Origin of the sequence: Hamadaea flava (genome assembly GCF_024172085.1) — a bacterium.
Taxonomy (GTDB): Bacteria; Actinomycetota; Actinomycetes; order Mycobacteriales; family Micromonosporaceae; genus Hamadaea; species Hamadaea flava.
Map to the genome: position 1 here is coordinate 5,144,264 of NZ_JAMZDZ010000001.1, position 17,044 is coordinate 5,161,307.

The following is a 17,044-nucleotide window of genomic DNA, read 5'->3' on the forward strand; positions in this document are numbered from 1 at the left end:
CCGCATTTGGCTAACGACGAATGGTACGAATAGGTACGGGTGGTGCGCCGTTCCGCCGATGGTCCTAGAGTGGCGGGATGGGCATGCTCTGCGCGGTCACGTTCAACCAGTACGGTCGGCTCTTCTACCTCGACCCCGGCGAGTTCCAGCCGCAGGTCGGGCAGAAGGTCCTGGTCCCGACGGATGACGGCCCCGAGGTCGCCGAGTGTGTGTGGGCCGCGCAGTGGGTCTCCGACGACACCTCCGGCTTCCCCAAGATGCTCGGGCTCGCCGGCGACGACGATCTCGACCGCGACAAGCAGCTCCGGGCGCGCAAGGCGGAGGCACAGGTCGCCGCCCGCAAGCTCATCCGGGAGCACCAGCTGCCGATGAAGGTCGTCGCGGTCGACCACGTCGACGGCGCCTCCCCGCAGACCACGATCTACTTCACCGCGCCGCATCGGGTCGACTTCCGCTCGCTCGTACGCGACCTCGGGGCGACCCTCAAATGCCGGGTGGAGCTGCGGCAGCTCTCCGCGCGCGATTCGGCTCGCGTACAGGGTGGGATCGGATCGTGCGGGCGCGACCTGTGCTGCGCCACCTTCCTCACCGACTTCGAACCGGTCACCATCCGGATGGCCAAGGATCAGGACCTGCCGCTCAACCCGCTGCGGATCTCGGGTGCCTGCGGGCGGCTGATGTGCTGCCTCAAGTACGAGCACCCGCTCTACCAGGACTTCCAGGCCAGCGCCCCGGCGGTCGGCGAGCGGGTCACCACCGACGAGGGCGACGGCAAGGTGGTCGCCCATTCCGTGCCGCGCGACTCCGTCGTCGTACGCCTCGACGCGGACGGATCGCGCCGGGTGTGCCCGAAGGCGTCCGTCTGCGGATCGCGCAAGCTCTTCGAGGACCGCTACCAAGCCTCTTCCTGACGGCTCGCCCTGCAGATCACGGATACGCAGCCTGAAACCCGCCCGGGAGGCATGCAGATCCGTGATCTGCTCGGTGAAGAGCACGCTGGGCGGCAAAGGCCCGAAGGGCCGACAGCGAAACTGTGCGATGGACGCTAGGCTGCACGGCTGTGACGAACCCCCAGCAGCAAGCGGGACAAGGCATTCCGGAGCAGTCCCCGGCGTCGGCGTTCGAGGGTCCGCCGGTCGGCGGTCCGGGCACCCCGGCCCCGGAGTCCGGTGTGGACCCGGGCAGCGAGCCGACGGTCCAGTTCGCGATGCTTCCGCAGCACCGTCCGACCTCGATGGAGCCGACCGAGCTGGGGTTCACGCCCAAGGAGCCGGTGCCGTGGCTCGGCCCGGTGCTGCTCGCCGTCACCGGCGTACGCGTCGCCTTCGCCGAGCAGTTCGGGGCGTACCTCGACAAGCGGGAACTGCAGGGCGCCTTCCCGACGAAGATCTACGACGACCACGCCGAGGACGAAGAGCTGTGGCTCGACTACATCTCCGACCTCGGTGACGGGTTCAACGCCACCTACTCGATGGCCTGGCTGCTGTCGCAGAAGTCGTTGCGGGTCAACACCACCGACGACCACCAGGACGACCTGGTGCTGACCGAGCTGCCCCGGGGCCAGGTGCTCGTCATGGGCGGCGACCAGGTCTACCCGACCGCCAGCGGTCAGGAGTACGAGGACCGGATGGTCGGGCCGTACCTGGCCGCGTACTCGACGCCCGAGCCCGGACAGACGCCGCCGTCGGCGTTCGCGCTGCCCGGCAACCACGACTGGTACGACGGCCTGACCGCCTTCCTGCGGTTGTTCGCTCGCCGCGAAGGGGGTCACGTCGGCGCCTGGCAGACCAAGCAGACGCGGAGCTACTTCGCGTTGAAGCTGCCGCACAACTGGTGGCTGCTCGCGGTCGACGTGCAGGGTGAGGCGTACCTGGACGATCCGCAGCTCGACTACTTCCGGAGCGTCGCCAATCTGCTCGGCCCGGACGACAAGGTGATCATCGCGTTCCCGCAGCCGTCCTGGGTGCAGACGCTCGAGCACCCCCGCGGCTACGACACTCTCGGCTACTTCCGGCGGAAGCTGATCGAGCCGACGGGGGCCAAGGTCAAGCTCATGGTCTCGGGCGACCTGCACCACTACGCCCGGTACGCCGAGGCGGAGTCGAGCGAGGAACAGCTCATCACCTGCGGCAGCGGTGGGGCGTACCTGTATGCGACGCATGGGCTGCCGTCGAAGATCACCGTCCCGCCGCGGCGTCCGTTCGCGATCGACACCCAGCAGCAGTCGTTCACCCTGCGCAAGACCTATCCGAGCAAGTCGAGGTCGCGGGCGCTGTCGGTCGGCATCTTCCCCCGGCTGCCCTGGCGCAACCCCGGCTTCGCGACCTTCCTCGGCATCATCCACACGCTGTTCCTGCTGTCGCTCAAGGGCAAGGCACATCAGCTCCTGAGCTTCCCGGCGTTCCTGATGATCGGCCTGATGCTGGCCGGATCGCTGTTCTTCGCGGTCGGCCTCTCGCACGGCATGCTCCGCCGGATACCGGTCCTCCTCGGACTCGCCCACGGCATAGCGCACGTCCTGCTCGGGTACGCCGGCTACTTCGCCTGGCGCGAACTGCCCTTCGACGATCAGCCGTGGCCATGGCCGGGCGTGCTCGCGTTCGCCATCTACGGCCCGGTCGCCGGGCTCATCGCCACCGAACTCGTCGCGCTCTACCTGTTCCTCGCCGGCGGTTTCCGGGTGAACCTCAACGAGCTGTTCGCCGGGCAGGGGATCGAGGACTACAAGGGCTTCCTGCGGATGCGCTTCGCGCCGGACGGCTCGCTCACGATCTTCCCGATCGGGGTGGACCGGGTGGGCCGCAAGTGGGAGCCCAAACCGCAGCGGGACGCCAGCACGCCCTGGTTCGACCCGGCCAAACCGCTCCGGCCCAAGCTCATCGAGGAACCCATCGTCATCCGCTGACCATCACCTCCAGCTTCCGACAGCTTCCCGCAGCGCCGGATCAGGGTTCTAGGTCGAATCATGATGCAAGATTCGACCTAGAACCCTGATCCAGCGCCAGAGCGGGAGGCGGGGGGCGGAGAAGCGGGAGAGGGGAGGCGAAGTGCTGAATGAGATCGCGCGCATCATCGCGGTCGGACTGGCGCTGCTGGGCCGGCTGATCCGGCGGGCGTTCCGGGGGCTGCGGTTCCTGGTGCTCCTGGCGGCCTCCATCCGGACCACCACGGCGTCGGCCGTGCCTGGCAGCGGGCGGCTGCTCAACATCGCCCTCTATTCGACCGCGGCCGATCTCCTCCTGCTCGCCGAATGGTGGCGGCGCTCCGCTCCCGCGCCTGGCGTACTCGCGTTGATCGGGCTCATCCTCGGTCTCGCCGCGTGCGGCGCGGTCGGCTGGCTGCTGCACGACCGGACGTGGTCGCGCTTCGTGCTCGCCGCGGTCGAGTTGGGCCGACTGCTGGCCGTCCTCCTCGTCGCGCTGAACCTGACCCCCGAGACGGCCCCCGCCGCGCTCATCGCGTTCGGGCTCGTCGAGCGGGCACTGTGGACGGTCTCGGGGACGCCGGGCCACCGGGCCGCGACCGCCTCGGCCGCCGCGCGCTACGTGGGCGCGCTGCTCGTACCGGTCGCCTTGGTCGTCCTGGCGGCGCTCGTGGTGGGCGGCCTCTTCGCGCCGCTGCTGGCTCAGGTCGCCCTGCTGGTCGCGCTGATCGCGGCCCTCCTGCTTCCGGCAGCTGGTACGCCGAAAGCAAGGCCGCCGAAGCAGCGCCCGGCGCCGCAGCGCAAACAGCAGCCGCCGCCCAAGCAGCAGGCGCAGCCGAAGTCGAAGTCGCAGCCGAAATCGCAGCCCGAGCCGGCGGAGCCGGACTCGCCCGACGGCTCCTACCACGTCTACCGGCCGTCGTCGCTGAACACCCGCCCACCCACCACCCCACCCGCGGACCCACCCGCCCAGCCCCGTTGATCATGGAGTTAACTGTGGCTTCGCGCCGGGGAGCGCTTGCGCGAGCCGCCAGGAGTGCAGTCAGTGTGTCGAGGCTGCGAAATCCATGATCAACGCGGCGAGGAAGAGGGGAGCGCACGATGCGGGTGCTGATCGCGACAGCGGTCGAGGTCGAGGCCGACGCCGTACGCCGAGGGCTGGGCGACCGCGATGACCTCGTGGTGGCCCCGATCGGAGTTGGCCCGGCGAACGCGGCGGCGGCCACCGCCCGGCTGCTGACCCTCGCTGAGGCGGCCGGCGAGCCCTACAGCGGCGTCCTCAGCATGGGTATCGGCGGTGGCTTCGCCGACGTCGTGGACCTGGGCGGGCTCGTCGTCGCGACGCGGAGCATCGCCGCCGATCTGGGCGCGCAGTCCCCGGAGGGCTACCTCACCATCGACGAGCTGGGCTTCGGCCGGGCCGTCTCCGAAGTGGATCCTGCGCTGCACGCGCTGCTGCGTGGGCGGCTGCGCGACGCCGTCTCCGGCGACGTGCTCACCGTGTCCACCGTCACCGGGTTGGCCGGACGAGCCCAGGAGCTGCGGCTCCGCTATCCGCACGCGGCAGCCGAGGCGATGGAGGGCGCCGGGGTGGCGGCGGCCGCCGCGACCTGCGGCGTCGCGTACGCCGAGATCAGGGCCATCTCCAACGCCATCGGCCCCCGGGATCGGGCGGCGTGGCAGATCGGCGCCGCTCTCCAGGCGCTGACGGGTGCCGCCGCCACGATCGGGGATAGCCTGGAAGCACTATGAAGATCGCGTACTCGCCCTGCCCGAACGACACCTTCGTCTTCCACGCGCTGACCCACGGTCTGGTGCCGGGCGCGCCCGAGTTCGACGTGACGTTCGCCGACGTCGACGTGACGAACACGGCCGCTCTCGACGGCCGGTTCGACCTGGTCAAAGTCTCCTACGCCGCGCTGCCCTGGCTGATGGACCAGTACGAGTTGCTGCCCTGCGGCGGCGCGCTCGGCCGTGGCTGCGGCCCGCTCCTGTTGACGCTGACGGCCGGCGGGATCGACGGGAAGACGGTCGCCGTGCCTGGGGAACGGACTACTGCGTACCTGTTGATGCGACTGTGGGCCGAGCAGAGCGGGCAGCGGCCCGCGGAAATCGTGGTGGTGCCGTTCCACGAGATCATGCCGGGCGTCGCGGCCGGACGGTTCGACGCGGGTCTGGTCATCCACGAGGCCAGGTTCACCTATCCGCGCTATGGACTGTCGCAATTGGTGGATCTTGGCGAATGGTGGGAATCCGACACCGGGTCGCCGATTCCGCTCGGGGCCATCCTGGCCAAGCGCGGTGTCGTCGATCCGCGAGCGGCCACGGAGTGGATCCGGGCGTCGGTCCGGCACGCCTGGGCGCTTCCCGCGGACAGTCGGGACTACGTTCTCGCCCACGCGCAGGAAATGGAGCAGGCCGTGGTCGATCAACACATCTCGTTGTATGTCAACGAGTTCACCGAGGATCTCGGCCCGGCGGGGTACGCGGCCGTCCGCGAACTCCTGAACCGTTCGGAGAAAGCCGGACTCACCCCCGGTATTGCTGTTGGGCTGGACGATCTCGCTCGATAGCCTTAACCCGGCCGCATTGCCGCGGCGCGACGACGGGTCACGACGTGGCCGCACAGGGATGGGAAGCAGGGATCAACGGTGCCTACCGGTCGGGTCAAGTGGTACGACGCCCAGAAGGGCTACGGCTTCGTCACCAGCGACGAGGGCGGCGACGTCTTCCTGCCCAAGACCGCTCTCCCTGGTGGGGTCGCCGAACTCAAGGGCGGCCAGAAGATCGAGTTCGGGATCATCGAGGGGCGCAAGGGTGCGCAGGCGATGGGCGTGAAGCTGCTGGAGGCTCCGCCGTCGCTGGTGCAGGCGCAGGCTGAGGCGAAGCGGCGTACGCCGGACGAGCTGAACACGCTCATCGAGGACATGATCAAGGTGCTCGAGGCGAAGATCCTGCCCGACTTGAAGCGCGGCCGGCACCCGGACCGCAAGACGGCGCAGAAGATCGGTGAGGCGCTGCACGCGGTCGCCCGCGAACTCGAACTCTGACGCGTTCTCCACGCGCTTTCTCAGCGTGCAGATCACGGGTATGCAGGCTTCCTCACCGAATTGAGCCTGCGTACCCGTGATCTGCACGTATCACGCTTCGGGGACGGCTGCGGTTACGCGCGATAGCGCGAAGGTGTGGATCGTCTGCGTACGCTCGTCTTCCGCGCGCAGGTAACCGGCACCGATGGAGACCGGCCGGACCAGGCGTGAGTTGGTCGTGCCGTGGGCGTCGACGTAGCCGACCCACACCCGCGCCTTGTCCCGGACCGCCTGCTGCAGAACGGCGAGCGCATCGCTGTGCGCCTGAACGGCGGTGATGCCGTCGACTGCGCCCCCCGTGGCCGCGCGTACGGCCAACGGGGCGCGCCGGGCGGCTCGGGCAGCGGCGTCGCCGTGCCGCAGATGTTCGACGATGCCGAGCAACCGCGGCCGGGTCAGCCCGCTCGCGGGGTCGATCGGCGGCGCTACGACGGCCCGGGCCGGCGCGCGGCGTACCTTGGGCTTGCTCAGCACGACCGCGCCCGTCGGGTCCTCCGGCACCGGGGTGTAGCCGGCTTCGCGCAGGGCGGCCAGCAGCCGCCCTGGGGGCGACAGCGTGATCAGGACCGTCGGGGCGAGCCGCCGCAACGACAGCCCCGACAGCCGCCGGTCGGCCAGTGCGGAGGCGATCAGCGCCTCGTCGTCGCTGCGCAGATAGGACCCAGCCGCGCCGGTACGCAGCCCGCCGTGCGTACGGGAGATGTCGTCGATGAGATAGGTGAGCGCTTGCGGCACCGGCGTACGCGATCGTTTGCCGAACAACGTGTGCAGGTCGGCTGCGGCGTACCCGGCGTCGAGCGCCCGCCGCACGGAGTCCCGGGTGACCCGGTAGACGACCGCGCCACCGCCCGACTCGTGGTCGGCGACCATGTCGAGTTCGGCGGCGAGCTGCGGTTCAGGCGGTCCGGGCACCACCACGGTGAGGTCGGCCTGAACCATCAGATGGTCGACCGGCGGGGGCAGCAACGCCCCGAGCGCGAGCGAGGCCGGGCTCTCCTCCCGAGGCCGGTCGGCCCCCGGGCGGCGGCCCAACGGGTCGTCCTCCGGGTTCTCGCCGTCGTCGAGCAGCAGCGCGCCGACGGCGGTCAACCCGCCGAACCCGGTCACGCCCAGGCTCGCCGCCTCCGCCAGCACGGCCGAATAGACCGCCTCACGACCGCGCACGCGGATCGGCGTACGCCACCCGAGCAGATCCAGCACATCCTGTTCGGACGGTGCCGTGCCGAGCGGTAGCGAGCCGAGCAGTTCCCGGCGCAGTCCCGGCATCCCCGCCCGTTCGGCTTCCGGGGCCAGCGCCGTGATCGGCCGGTCGCGTTCGTCGCGCAGCCCGATCAGCGACGGCTGCCGGGGCATGTTCAGCCACGCCTGCGCGAGCTGGGTCCACCGCTGCGCCAGCGGCTTGTCCCGCCAGCCGTCATAGCCGGCGGCGGGGAGGTATTCCGTCTCGGTCTCGCCGATCAGCCCGGCCGCCGCGACCACTTCCACCAGCAGCGCCGCCGTCGGTTCCGGCAGCTCGGCGGCCTTCGCGAGGCGCCGCAACGGCAGCACCCCGACCCCACCGCCGCGCAGGATGCTGATCGGCTCGGCGGCCAGCGCCTCCAGGACCGCTTCGGCCTCGCGGACGACCGTCATCGCCTGCCCGGCCCCGGCCCGGTCGATCGTCGCCTGCGGTCGCGTCCCGGCCGGCAACTCCGGCGGCTGCGGATGCAGGCGGCCCAGCGGACCCTGGTCCCGCCGCAGCAACAGACCCAACTCGCGGGGCAGCTCGACCGTCTGGTCGTCCAGGCGTACCAGGAGGTGTTGCTCGAGGAGTTCGAGCACGGCCGCGGGCGGCTCGCTGAACGTGCCCACCGGCGGCCCCTCGGCCAGCCGGTCCAGGACCGCGCGGGCCGAGGGCGGGGCGGCGAGGAGCGTGCGGCGCAGCCGGGCCGGATCCGCGGCGAGCGCGTCCGCGGCCGGGTCGAGTTCCGCCGCTGGTCTTCCTAGTCCCGCCGGGTACGCCGAAAGCACTTCATCGATCGCACCAGTGAGTCGCAGTTCCTCCTCGGGCCCGTAGAGCAGGAGAAGTTTCTGGAGCGCGTGCACGGCTTCCCGAACCCGGGCCGGCTCCGGCCCGCCGGAGGGCACCGCGGCCAGTGCCACGATGGCGTCCATGGAGGTGTAGCCGTCGTCGCTGCGGGTCAGCCGGGCGGCGTCGAGGATTTCCAGGGTGAACCGGTCGAGCCGCTCGACCACTCGGGCCAGCGACAGCCGGGTCTGCGCGCGAGCCGCCAGCGCGGAGAGGTCCGGCGGCACCGGTGTGATCAGATCCGGGCGGGCACGCAGCAGCTCACCGAGCGCCTCGTCGGAGAGGGCCCGCAGCCGGTCGGTGAATGAGGTGGTCATCGTCGCTCAACCGTACCCATTCGATCGCCTGCTGCGGGCCGCGCGCGCTCAGGTTCCCGGCCGGCGGCCGTACAGGTGAACCTTGGTGCCGTAGCCGAGCGTCGCGTAGTACTTCTGCGCGTCGACCTTCAGCAGGTTGACGCAGCCGTGCGAGCCGATCCCCGTGTTGTGGATGTACGTGGTCGTCTCGTGGAAGCCGTCGCCGTTGTAGAACTGCTGCCAGGACGGCAGCCAGACCTTGTACGGGTTGGACCAGTGCTTCGGCGAGCGGTCGAAGATCTTGAACCAGCCCGACGGCGTCGCATATCCGGCCATCCCCGTACGCGTGACGGTCGGCCCCCAGATGACCTTGCCACCCTTCATGATGTAGGTCGTCTGGTGGGTGAGGTCGACGCAGGCCACCAGCCCGGTGCCGGCCTGGCACTTGGCGGGGTCCGTGGCGGCCAGCCGCTTGGCGACGCTGGCCGTGGTGTCCCCGGCCCGGCCGTTGGCGGGCGAGATGCCGAACCGCTTCTGGAACTTCTTGATGGTCGCGCAGTCGGCGTCGGTCTGGTGCCCGTCGACGACGATCGGACCCCACGTCCCGAGCTTGGCCAGGGCGGTCTCGACCTCTTTCTGGCGCGGACCCTGCTGGCAGCTCGACGTCGTGGTGGTCTTGGTCGGCGTCGTCGTCTTGGTCGGTGTCGGACTCGGGCTCGCGGTGATGCTCGGGCTCGCACTCGGCGACGCGACGGAGCTGGTCTCCGCGACCGGCGCCAGTGTCGGCGAACCGCCGCCGGCCTGCGAATCAGGCTGGCATGCGGTCAGTGCGAACAACGCTGCGGCCGCCCCCGCGATGACGGCGACCGCGCGGTTTCTTCTCATGAAGCCCTCCCCAGTGCTCCGGAACCACGTCTTGACCGATCAGACGTATGCGGGGGCGCGTCCGGTTGCAGGCTGAGAGTAGACAAGAGCGTCCAGAAGGGAAAGAGAGCCGAATGTGAGTTTCCTGGCAAACCATTCGGAGGATGGTTGATCGAGACTTCGACGGTCCACCCTCAGGAAATGGAGAAGCGCGCGCGGCTTTCCCTGGCGGTCACCGCCGCCGTCGCCGTGGTCTGTGCGACGGGCTGGCTCGTGCTTGCCTGGCTCGTCCGGGGGGAGCCGTTCGGGGACGCCGTCAACGAGGCGTTCGGCGTGCTCTTCGGGGTTTTGATCTTGCTTTCCGTCATCGGCGCGCTCCGAGCACGGTCGCGCGCCAATTCGGGCGAAGATCCAGAAAAACCCTCATAATTCCCAGGGGGATGGCACCCTGGAACAGTGACACAGGTGAGCGCGGGAGGGATCGAGATGACCGCCGAGCCGGGCCCGGAGGGCGAGTCAGTGGAGGCGGAGACGCCGGCTGGCGAGCGTACCGGTTTGTCACGCGGGGCACAGGTCGCGGTGGCCCTCACGGCGTTCGGCCTCACCGCCTGGTTCTTCTTCGCCTGGCTGGTGCTCGACCGGATGATGCTCGACGCGGCCGGTGAGGCGATCGGCAGCGGACTGCTCCTGCTGCTGCTCGTCTCCATCGTGAGCGCGCTCGCCCGCAGCCGCGCCGACTAGCCGGGTGACCCCGGCCACTTCCGGCTACGGGTCACGCAGTGGAGAAACGGCTGCCGGCGGCACTGCGTCCGCCCCCGTTGGACTCCCCCGAACGCTCATGCCGCCGGCCTTGCCGGCCGCTCAGGCCGACCGCTTCTTCCACACGAGGGACGCACAGAGTCGAGGGGGAGGTTGCGAGTCGGCCGCCGATTCGACCGTTCGGCGGGGGGACCGTAACCGAGCGGAGGAGCGTCGCGTCACGCCTCACCCGGCCGGGACTGCCGGTGAGCAGGCGACCCGTGTCAGACTGGAGGGTCGCCCCTTACTGCATCGAGGTGAGTTCATGTCGAGCGGCCCGCTGATCGTCCAGTCCGACAAGACGCTGCTGCTGGAGGTCGATCATCCGGACGCGGCGGCCTGCCGGGCCGTCATCGCGCCCTTCGCCGAGCTGGAACGCTCACCCGAGCACGTGCACACCTACCGCCTGACTCCGCTGGGCCTGTGGAACGCCCGCGCCGCCGGTCACGACGCCGAGCAGGTCGTCGACGCGCTCCTGAAGTACTCGCGGTATCCCGTCCCGCACGCGCTGCTGGTCGACGTCGCCGAGACGATGGACCGGTACGGTCGCCTGCAACTGGCCAACGATCCGGCGCACGGACTGGTCCTGCGGGGTCTGGACCGGGCCGTGCTCGTCGAGGTGGCGAAGTCGAAGAAGCTCGCCGGCATGCTCGGTACGCAGCTCGACGCCGACACCATCGCCGTGCATCCGTCCGAACGAGGCCGCCTCAAGCAGGCCCTGCTCAAGCTGGGCTGGCCGGCTGAGGATCTGGCCGGCTACGTCGACGGCGAGGCGCACGACATCGACCTCGCGCTGGACGGCTGGAGCCTGCGTTCGTACCAGAAGGAGGCGGTCGAGCACTTCGAGGCGGGCGGCTCCGGCGTCGTCGTCCTCCCGTGTGGCGCAGGTAAGACGCTGGTCGGCGCGGCGGCGATGGCTTCGGCCAAGGCGACCACCCTGATCCTGGTGACGAACACAGTCGCGGCCCGGCAGTGGAAGCGTGAGCTGCTCGCCCGGACCTCGCTCACCGAGGAGGAGATCGGCGAGTACTCCGGCGAACGCAAGGAGATCCGGCCGGTCACCATCGCCACGTACCAGGTGCTCACGATGCGCCGGGGCGGCACCTTCCCGCACCTCAACGTGTTCGACGCCCGGGACTGGGGACTCATCGTCTACGACGAGGTCCACCTGCTGCCCGCGCCGATCTTCCGATTCACCGCCGACCTCCAGGCCCGGCGCCGGCTCGGGCTGACCGCCACCCTCGTCCGGGAGGACGGCAAGGAGGGTGACGTCTTCAGCCTCATCGGCCCCAAGCGCTACGACGCGCCCTGGAAGGACATCGAGGCGCAAGGCTGGATCGCCCCGGCCGAGTGCATCGAGGTACGCGTCACGCTCACCGACGAGGAGCGCATGGCGTACGCGATGGGGGAGGCGGAAGAGCGCTATCGGATGGCGTCGACCGCCCGGACGAAGCTGCCCGTGGTGCAGGCGCTCGTCGAGCGACACCCCGACGAGCAGGTGCTCGTGATCGGGGCCTACCTCGACCAGCTCCACCAGCTCGGGGAGTACCTCGACGCACCCATCCTCGAGGGGAGCACCACGAACAAGGAACGGGAGCGGCTGCTGGACGAGTTCCGCTCGGGCAGCCTGCGTACGCTCGTGCTGTCCAAAGTGGGCAACTTCTCCATCGACCTGCCCGAGGCGGCGGTGGCGATCCAGGTCTCCGGCACCTTCGGTTCCCGGCAGGAGGAGGCCCAGCGCCTCGGCCGGGTGCTGCGCCCGAAGGCCGACGGACGTCAGGCGCACTTCTACACGGTCGTCTCCCGCGACACCATCGACACCGAGTACGCCGCCCACCGGCAGCGCTTTCTCGCCGAGCAGGGGTACGCCTACACCATCGTGGACGCCGACGACGTTCTCGCCTGACGTTCGTCTCAGCGTGCGATGGCACTTCGTGTGCCGGCTTCGGGGGATCTGGATCGGCGGCCGGCCCGCGCGGCGCGAGCGTCGCTGGAACGCCATCGACCCTACGGGCGACTGGTGAGGTAGCTGGTGTTCCACCGGCGGATCGGCCACCGGCGGATCGGCCACCGGCGGATCGGCCACCGACCGCGAGGCCACCGACGGTGCCCCGCGGTGAACGGTTCGACTTCCGGATGGTCACGTACCGAACCAGTGCGGGGAAAGGTATCTGGGCTTCCGGAGATCGTTCCAACGGACTACGCGGCGTCGATCCGTCCGGCTCGCCGGGCCGACGCGGGAAGCGCTGCCCGAGCCGCCCTAGTCCACTCAGGACCGAGTGCGTCCCGACGCCTTGACCTGGTCGCGCCAGGTCGACCGAAGCGCCGCGAGTTCGGCGCGCGGGAAAGGCCGTCCCCACCGAGCCAGATAGCCGTCCTCGCCGGGGTCGACCTCGATCGCGTCGAAGGCTCGCACGACCGCGCGCGCCAGGACGTCCAACGGTTGTTCACTGGCCCAGAAGATGTCCCCGGCACCGGTCAGGGCCAGCCGAAGTGTCGCCGCGTCAAGCCGATCGGTGCGCCGGAGCGTCAGCCGGTAGATCGAAGGCTCGGCGTTGAACAGGACTTCGGCTTGCGGCTGACCGAGCAGGAGGCGCGTCACCGCCGTGAGGAAGTCCTCGGGGGCTTCGGTGAGGTAGGAAACGGGCACCTCGATGTCGGCTAGGTCGTCGGCGAGTATGCAGACCGCCCAGCCGCGACCGGTCAGGCGCCAGCCGACGTGGAGGCGGCCGGCCATCCCGGGTCAGTCCTTGCGGCCGGTCACGGCGATGGTCACGCCGAGGCCGATCATGGTCAGCCCGCCGACGCCGCCGATCATCCGCAGTCGGCGGGGCGAGCGGCCGAACCATTCGCGGGCGTAGGACGCAGCGACGCCCCAGAGGCTGTCGCAGACCACCGCGATGAGGTTGAAGACCAGCCCGAGCAGGAGCATTTGGGCGATCACGTGGCCCTGGGCCGGGTCGACGAACTGGGGGAGGACGGCCGCGAAGAACACGATGGTCTTCGGGTTGGACACGCCGACCGCGAAGCCGTCCCACAGTGAGCGCAGGCCGTCGTGTGTCGACTCGTCGGCGGTGAACACCGTGGTCAGCGACTTTCGGGCCCGCCAGGCCCGGACGCCCAGATAGACCAGGTACGCCGCCCCGGCGAGCTTCAGGACGGTGAAGACGACGATCGAGCGTTCGACGATGGTCCCGACGCCGAAGGCGACCGCCGCCACGAGTACGCACGCCCCGAGGGTGTTCCCGGCGACCGTGGTCAGCGCCGCGCGCCGGCCGTGGGCGAGCGCCCGGCCGACCACGAACAGCACGCTCGGGCCGGGGATGAGGATCAGCACCAGGGACATCGCCGCGAAGGCGAGCAGACGGTCGGCGGACACCATGACCGAATGGAACGGCATCGGCCGCCCGAAGCACAACCCGGTTATCGGGGACGGCGGCGACGCGTACCTGGGAGGGCCGGACCGGGTGACAGTAGTGGTTCGTGGAGGTCGGCGTACTCGCTGATCCGCTCGAGGACCCGTGTGGGCGTGAAGTCGGCCGCGGTGAACGAGCCGCTCGCGACTTCGTCCCAGGTGATCGGGGTGGAGACGGTGGGTGAGTCGCCCGCGCGGAGCGAGTAGACGCAGACCGTGGTCTTCGAGGGGTTGTTCTGGCTCCAGTCGATGAAGATCTTGCCGGGCCGTCCGGCCTTGGCCATCTGGTCCGTGATCGCGTCGGGTGCGGCTCGTGCGAACTCGCCCGCCAGCTCGCGGGCGTAGTCCATGATCTGCTCGGCGGTCGCGGTGACGGGGCAGGTGACCTGCATGCCCTTGCGCCCGGAGGTCTTCGGGTACGCCGTCAGTCCGTCCACCGCCAGCCGATCCCGCAACGCTTGCGCGACCGCGCGGCATTCGTCGAGGCCGGCCGGTTCGGTCGGGTCGAGGTCGAAGACGATGCGGTCCGGGTGTTCGGGGCCGTTCGCGACCTGCCATTGGGGCGTATGCAGTTCCAGCGCGGCGAGATGGGCGAGCCAGACGAGGGTGGCGAGTTCGTCGACCACGATGAGCCCTCCGTCGACCCGGACCCAGCTGGGCTTGGCGGCCGGCGCGTTCTTCTCGAAGAAGCCTTGGGCCTGCGCGCCGGACGGGTAGCGGATGCGGGTGACCTGGCGGTCGGCCAGGTGCGGGAGCATGAGCGGGGCGACGCGGGTGTAGTAGTCGATGATCTCGGCCTTGGTGAAGCCGTCGGGGTAGAGAGCTTTGTCCAGGTTTGTGAGGTCTATCCGTCGGCCATCCACTTCGACCCTGGTCACATTCTCAGGATAGGCCGCGCCCGCCGAGCGGTACTGTCAAGATGGTTGATATGCGGGCAATCTGGAAGGGCGCGATCTCCTTCGGGCTGGTCTCCATCGCGGTCCGGCTCTACGCCGCGACCGAGGAGAAGGACATCCGGTTCCACCAGGTGCACGTCAAGGACGGCGGGCGGGTCAAGTATCAGCGGGTCTGCACGGTCGACGGCAAACAGGTGGATTACGACCAGCTCGCGAAGGGCTACGAGGTCGGCGACCAGATGGTCGTCCTCACCGACGACGACTTCGCGGACCTGCCGTTGAGCAGCTCGCGGGCGATCGACGTGCTGGAGTTCGTCCCCGAGGATCAGATCGATCCGATTCTCTACAGCCGGGCCTACTACCTGGAGCCGGACGGCAACGTCGGGCTCAAGCCGTACCTGCTGCTGCGGGACGCCTTGAGCAAGGCGGGCCGCGTCGGGCTGGTCAAGGTGGCGCTGCGCCAGCGCGAACAGCTCGCCACCATCCGCGTACGCGACGACGTGCTCGTCCTCAACACGATGCTCTGGCCCGACGAGGTACGCGAGCCCGCGTTCGACGTGCTCGGCGGGGCGGACCAGGTGAAGCTGCACAAGCAGGAGCTCCAGATGGCCGGCTCGCTGATCGAGTCGATGTCCGACGAGTTCGACCCGACCGAGTACACCGACGCGTACCGGGAGGCGTTGCAGCAGGTCATCGAGGCCAAGGTGGAGGGCCGCGAAGTGGTGGCCCCGCCGCAGCCGCAGGAGGGCGAGGCCGAGGTCATCGACCTGATGGCCGCCCTGCGCGAGTCGGTCGCCAAAGCAAAGGCTGCGCGCAAAGCGGCGTGATCAGCGGACCGTCATCCGCCCGGTGCGCTCGAACTCCGCGAGGTCGGCCAGCGTCCGCTGCATGGTGGGACTTTGGTTCGGGAAGTCGTCCGGGTGGAAGTACGCCGCGTCGGTCGCCTCTTCCGGGTCCGGGTCGAGGTCTCCGGTGACCTCGGTGATCAGGCACGCCAGGATGACGTGCTGATAGGTGTGCTGCCACTGGTTGGTGTGGGTGTGCTCCGGCCCGGTGTAGAGGGCGAACGGGACCGCGGTGACCGCCTTCAGCCCGGTCTCCTCATAGGTCTCCCGGATCGCGCAGTCGAGCATCGACTCGCCGATCTCCATGCCGCCGGCCGGGAACGCCCACATGCCGTTGTCCGCCCGCTTGATCAGCAGAAACCGCCCTTGCTCGTCACGGACCACACCGCGCCCGCCGAGCAGGAACAGCGTCTCGTCGGGCAACGCGGCCCGGAGCTTGCCGTGATAAGACGCCCACCATTCTTCGACCGCACCCATGCGGGGAAGAGTAGCCCCAGAAACCGATTCGACGCCGCCCGCGCCGATGGTGCATCATCTGCGCCGATGAGTACCAGGAAACGTTTCGCGCTCGACCTGTCGCCGCTGCGCCGCCGGGACTTCCGGCTGCTCTACAGCGCGATGACGGTGACCTCCATCGGGTCGTTCATCACCTTCGTGACGATCCCGTACCAGGTCACCAAGATCACTGGCGATCCGTTGCTGGTCGGCCTCATCGGCATCTGCGAACTCGTCCCGCTGCTGTTCATGGCGTTCGTCGGCGGCGCGCTCGCCGATTACGTCGACCGTCGCGTACTGGTCTTCGGCGGCGAGGTCGCCCAACTCTCGCTCACCGTCCTGCTGCTGCTCAACGCGCTGCTCGGCGAGCCACACCTCTGGCTGCTCTATCTGATCGCGGCGCTCGCGGCCGCCGTCGACGGCCTTCAACGGCCCGCGCTCGAAGGGCTCACCCCGCGCCTGGTCGACCCCGACAAGATCCCCGCGGCCAGCGCGCTCACCTCGCTGCGCCACCAGTTCGCGTCGATCGGCGCCCCGGCCATCGCCGGGCTGCTCATCGCGGCGTTCGGCACGGGCCGCGGTCTTGCTTGGGTGTACGCCATCGACGTGGCCACGTTCGGGGTGTCGCTTGCCCTGCTCGCGATGATGAAAGCGGTCCCGCCGCCGGAGCTGGCGGACCGGCCGTCGCTGCGCAGCGTCGCGACCGGCCTGCGGTACGCCGTCCGCCGGCCTGAGCTGCTCGGCACGTACCTCGTGGACATCAACGCGATGGCGTTCGGCATGCCCCAGGCGCTCTACCCGTTCTTCGCCGACCGACTAGGCGGCCCAGCCGTCCTCGGCCTGCTGTACGCCGCGCCGAGCGTCGGGTCGATGCTGGCCACCCTGACCTCGGGCTGGACGCTGCGCATCCATCGGCATGGGCTGGCCGTCGTCATCGCGGCCGGACTCTGGGGCGTCGGCATCGTCCTCTTCGGCATCTCGAACGCCCTGTGGCTGGCGATCGTCGGCCTGCTCGTGGCCGGGGCGGCCGACATGATCTCCGGCGTCTTCCGGTCGACGATCTGGAACCAGACCATCCCGGATCACCTCCGTGGACGTCTCGCGGGCATCGAGATGCTGTCCTATTCGATCGGCCCGCTGCTCGGCGGCGTACGCAGTGGCGGCATGGCCAGAATCGTCGGGGTCGGCGGCTCGGTCGTCTGGGGCGGCGCGCTCTGCATCGCCGGGACGGTCGCCCTGGCGGCGGCGCTGCCGAAGTTCCTCAAGTACGACGGGCGCGACGGGCTGGCCCGCAAAGAAGCCGAGGAGGCCGAACGAGCAGCGCTCGTGGCCTCCTCGGCGGGGTGATGCTCAGC

16 protein-coding genes and 1 pseudogene are annotated in these 17,044 nt (G+C 69.7%); 11 read left to right on the forward strand and 6 right to left on the reverse strand.

Features of this window, described 5'->3' with window-relative positions:
* The first annotated feature begins 77 nt into the window (after nucleotides 1-77).
* The 6 genes from HDA40_RS24275 (at nucleotide 78) to HDA40_RS24300 (ending at nucleotide 5,973) form a co-directional block, all read left to right on the forward strand.
* On the forward strand, nucleotides 78-911 hold the full coding sequence (locus HDA40_RS24275) for a PSP1 domain-containing protein (RefSeq protein ID WP_253759694.1): 834 nt from the start codon (nucleotides 78-80) through the stop codon (nucleotides 909-911).
* 296 nt (nucleotides 912-1,207) lie between these two features.
* Nucleotides 1,208-2,905 (forward strand): metallophosphoesterase, encoded by a 1,698-nt coding sequence (locus tag HDA40_RS24280; protein WP_372503185.1) that lies wholly within the window; start codon nucleotides 1,208-1,210, stop codon nucleotides 2,903-2,905.
* Nucleotides 2,906-3,047: 142 nt separating this feature from the next.
* Nucleotides 3,048-3,905 (forward strand): hypothetical protein, encoded by an 858-nt coding sequence (locus HDA40_RS24285; RefSeq protein ID WP_253759698.1) that lies wholly within the window; start codon nucleotides 3,048-3,050, stop codon nucleotides 3,903-3,905.
* Nucleotides 3,906-4,024: 119 nt separating this feature from the next.
* Nucleotides 4,025-4,675, forward strand: coding sequence for a futalosine hydrolase (locus tag HDA40_RS24290; protein WP_253759700.1), 651 nt, complete (start codon nucleotides 4,025-4,027; stop codon nucleotides 4,673-4,675).
* Nucleotides 4,672-5,496: a 1,4-dihydroxy-6-naphtoate synthase gene (locus HDA40_RS24295; protein WP_253759702.1), complete on the forward strand. Its 825-nt coding sequence runs from the start codon at nucleotides 4,672-4,674 to the stop codon at nucleotides 5,494-5,496. Before HDA40_RS24290 ends, HDA40_RS24295 begins: the two co-directional genes overlap by 4 nt.
* Before the next feature lie 78 nt (nucleotides 5,497-5,574).
* Nucleotides 5,575-5,973 carry a cold-shock protein gene (locus HDA40_RS24300; protein WP_253759705.1) on the forward strand — a complete coding sequence of 133 codons (399 nt, stop codon included), beginning with the start codon at nucleotides 5,575-5,577 and terminating at the stop codon, nucleotides 5,971-5,973.
* Nucleotides 5,974-6,063: 90 nt separating this feature from the next.
* On the opposite strand, the gene HDA40_RS24305 is transcribed toward HDA40_RS24300, so the two are convergent.
* Both HDA40_RS24305 and HDA40_RS24310 read right to left on the reverse strand, forming a co-directional pair.
* Complete coding sequence (locus HDA40_RS24305; RefSeq protein ID WP_253759708.1) at nucleotides 6,064-8,397, reverse strand: helicase-associated domain-containing protein; 2,334 nt, start codon at nucleotides 8,395-8,397, stop codon at nucleotides 6,064-6,066.
* A gap of 48 nt (nucleotides 8,398-8,445) precedes the next feature.
* Complete coding sequence (locus HDA40_RS24310; RefSeq protein WP_253759710.1) at nucleotides 8,446-9,261, reverse strand: L,D-transpeptidase family protein; 816 nt, start codon at nucleotides 9,259-9,261, stop codon at nucleotides 8,446-8,448.
* Between the two features lie 180 nt (nucleotides 9,262-9,441).
* Here HDA40_RS24310 and HDA40_RS24315 point away from each other — a divergent pair, with 180 nt between their 5' ends.
* From HDA40_RS24315 to HDA40_RS24325, 3 genes are all read left to right on the forward strand, one after another.
* Nucleotides 9,442-9,669, forward strand: a complete 228-nt coding sequence (locus tag HDA40_RS24315) for a hypothetical protein (RefSeq protein ID WP_253759712.1) — start codon at nucleotides 9,442-9,444, stop codon at nucleotides 9,667-9,669.
* Between the two features lie 36 nt (nucleotides 9,670-9,705).
* Entirely contained in the window at nucleotides 9,706-9,981 is a 276-nt protein-coding gene (locus HDA40_RS24320) for a hypothetical protein (RefSeq protein WP_253759715.1), read from the forward strand.
* Nucleotides 9,982-10,303: 322 nt separating this feature from the next.
* Complete coding sequence (locus HDA40_RS24325) at nucleotides 10,304-11,944, forward strand: DNA repair helicase XPB (protein WP_253759718.1); 1,641 nt, start codon at nucleotides 10,304-10,306, stop codon at nucleotides 11,942-11,944.
* Between the two features lie 363 nt (nucleotides 11,945-12,307).
* Here the strand turns inward: HDA40_RS24325 and HDA40_RS24330 are convergent, their stop codons facing one another.
* The 3 genes from HDA40_RS24330 to ligD are packed head-to-tail and all read right to left on the reverse strand — an operon-like array spanning nucleotide 12,308 to nucleotide 14,331.
* A complete protein-coding gene (locus tag HDA40_RS24330; RefSeq protein WP_253759722.1) occupies nucleotides 12,308-12,775 on the reverse strand; it encodes a hypothetical protein in 468 nt (155 codons plus the stop codon).
* A 6-nt stretch (nucleotides 12,776-12,781) separates the two neighbouring features.
* Nucleotides 12,782-13,420: a LysE family translocator gene (locus HDA40_RS24335; protein ID WP_253759724.1), complete on the reverse strand. Its 639-nt coding sequence runs from the start codon at nucleotides 13,418-13,420 to the stop codon at nucleotides 12,782-12,784.
* A 41-nt stretch (nucleotides 13,421-13,461) separates the two neighbouring features.
* Entirely contained in the window at nucleotides 13,462-14,331 is an 870-nt protein-coding gene (gene ligD / locus HDA40_RS24340) for a non-homologous end-joining DNA ligase (RefSeq protein WP_253759726.1), read from the reverse strand.
* Between the two features lie 50 nt (nucleotides 14,332-14,381).
* On the opposite strand from ligD, the pseudogene ku reads away from it, so the two are divergent.
* A pseudogene (gene ku / locus HDA40_RS24345) lies at nucleotides 14,382-15,164 on the forward strand (non-homologous end joining protein Ku); the annotation flags it as partial.
* A gap of 12 nt (nucleotides 15,165-15,176) precedes the next feature.
* Here ku and HDA40_RS24350 read toward each other — a convergent pair.
* A complete protein-coding gene (locus HDA40_RS24350; RefSeq protein WP_253759728.1) occupies nucleotides 15,177-15,671 on the reverse strand; it encodes an NUDIX domain-containing protein in 495 nt (164 codons plus the stop codon).
* Between the two features lie 66 nt (nucleotides 15,672-15,737).
* Here HDA40_RS24350 and HDA40_RS24355 point away from each other — a divergent pair, with 66 nt between their 5' ends.
* Nucleotides 15,738-17,036 (forward strand): MFS transporter, encoded by a 1,299-nt coding sequence (locus HDA40_RS24355; protein ID WP_253759730.1) that lies wholly within the window; start codon nucleotides 15,738-15,740, stop codon nucleotides 17,034-17,036.
* The last annotated feature ends 8 nt before the right edge of the window (nucleotides 17,037-17,044 follow it).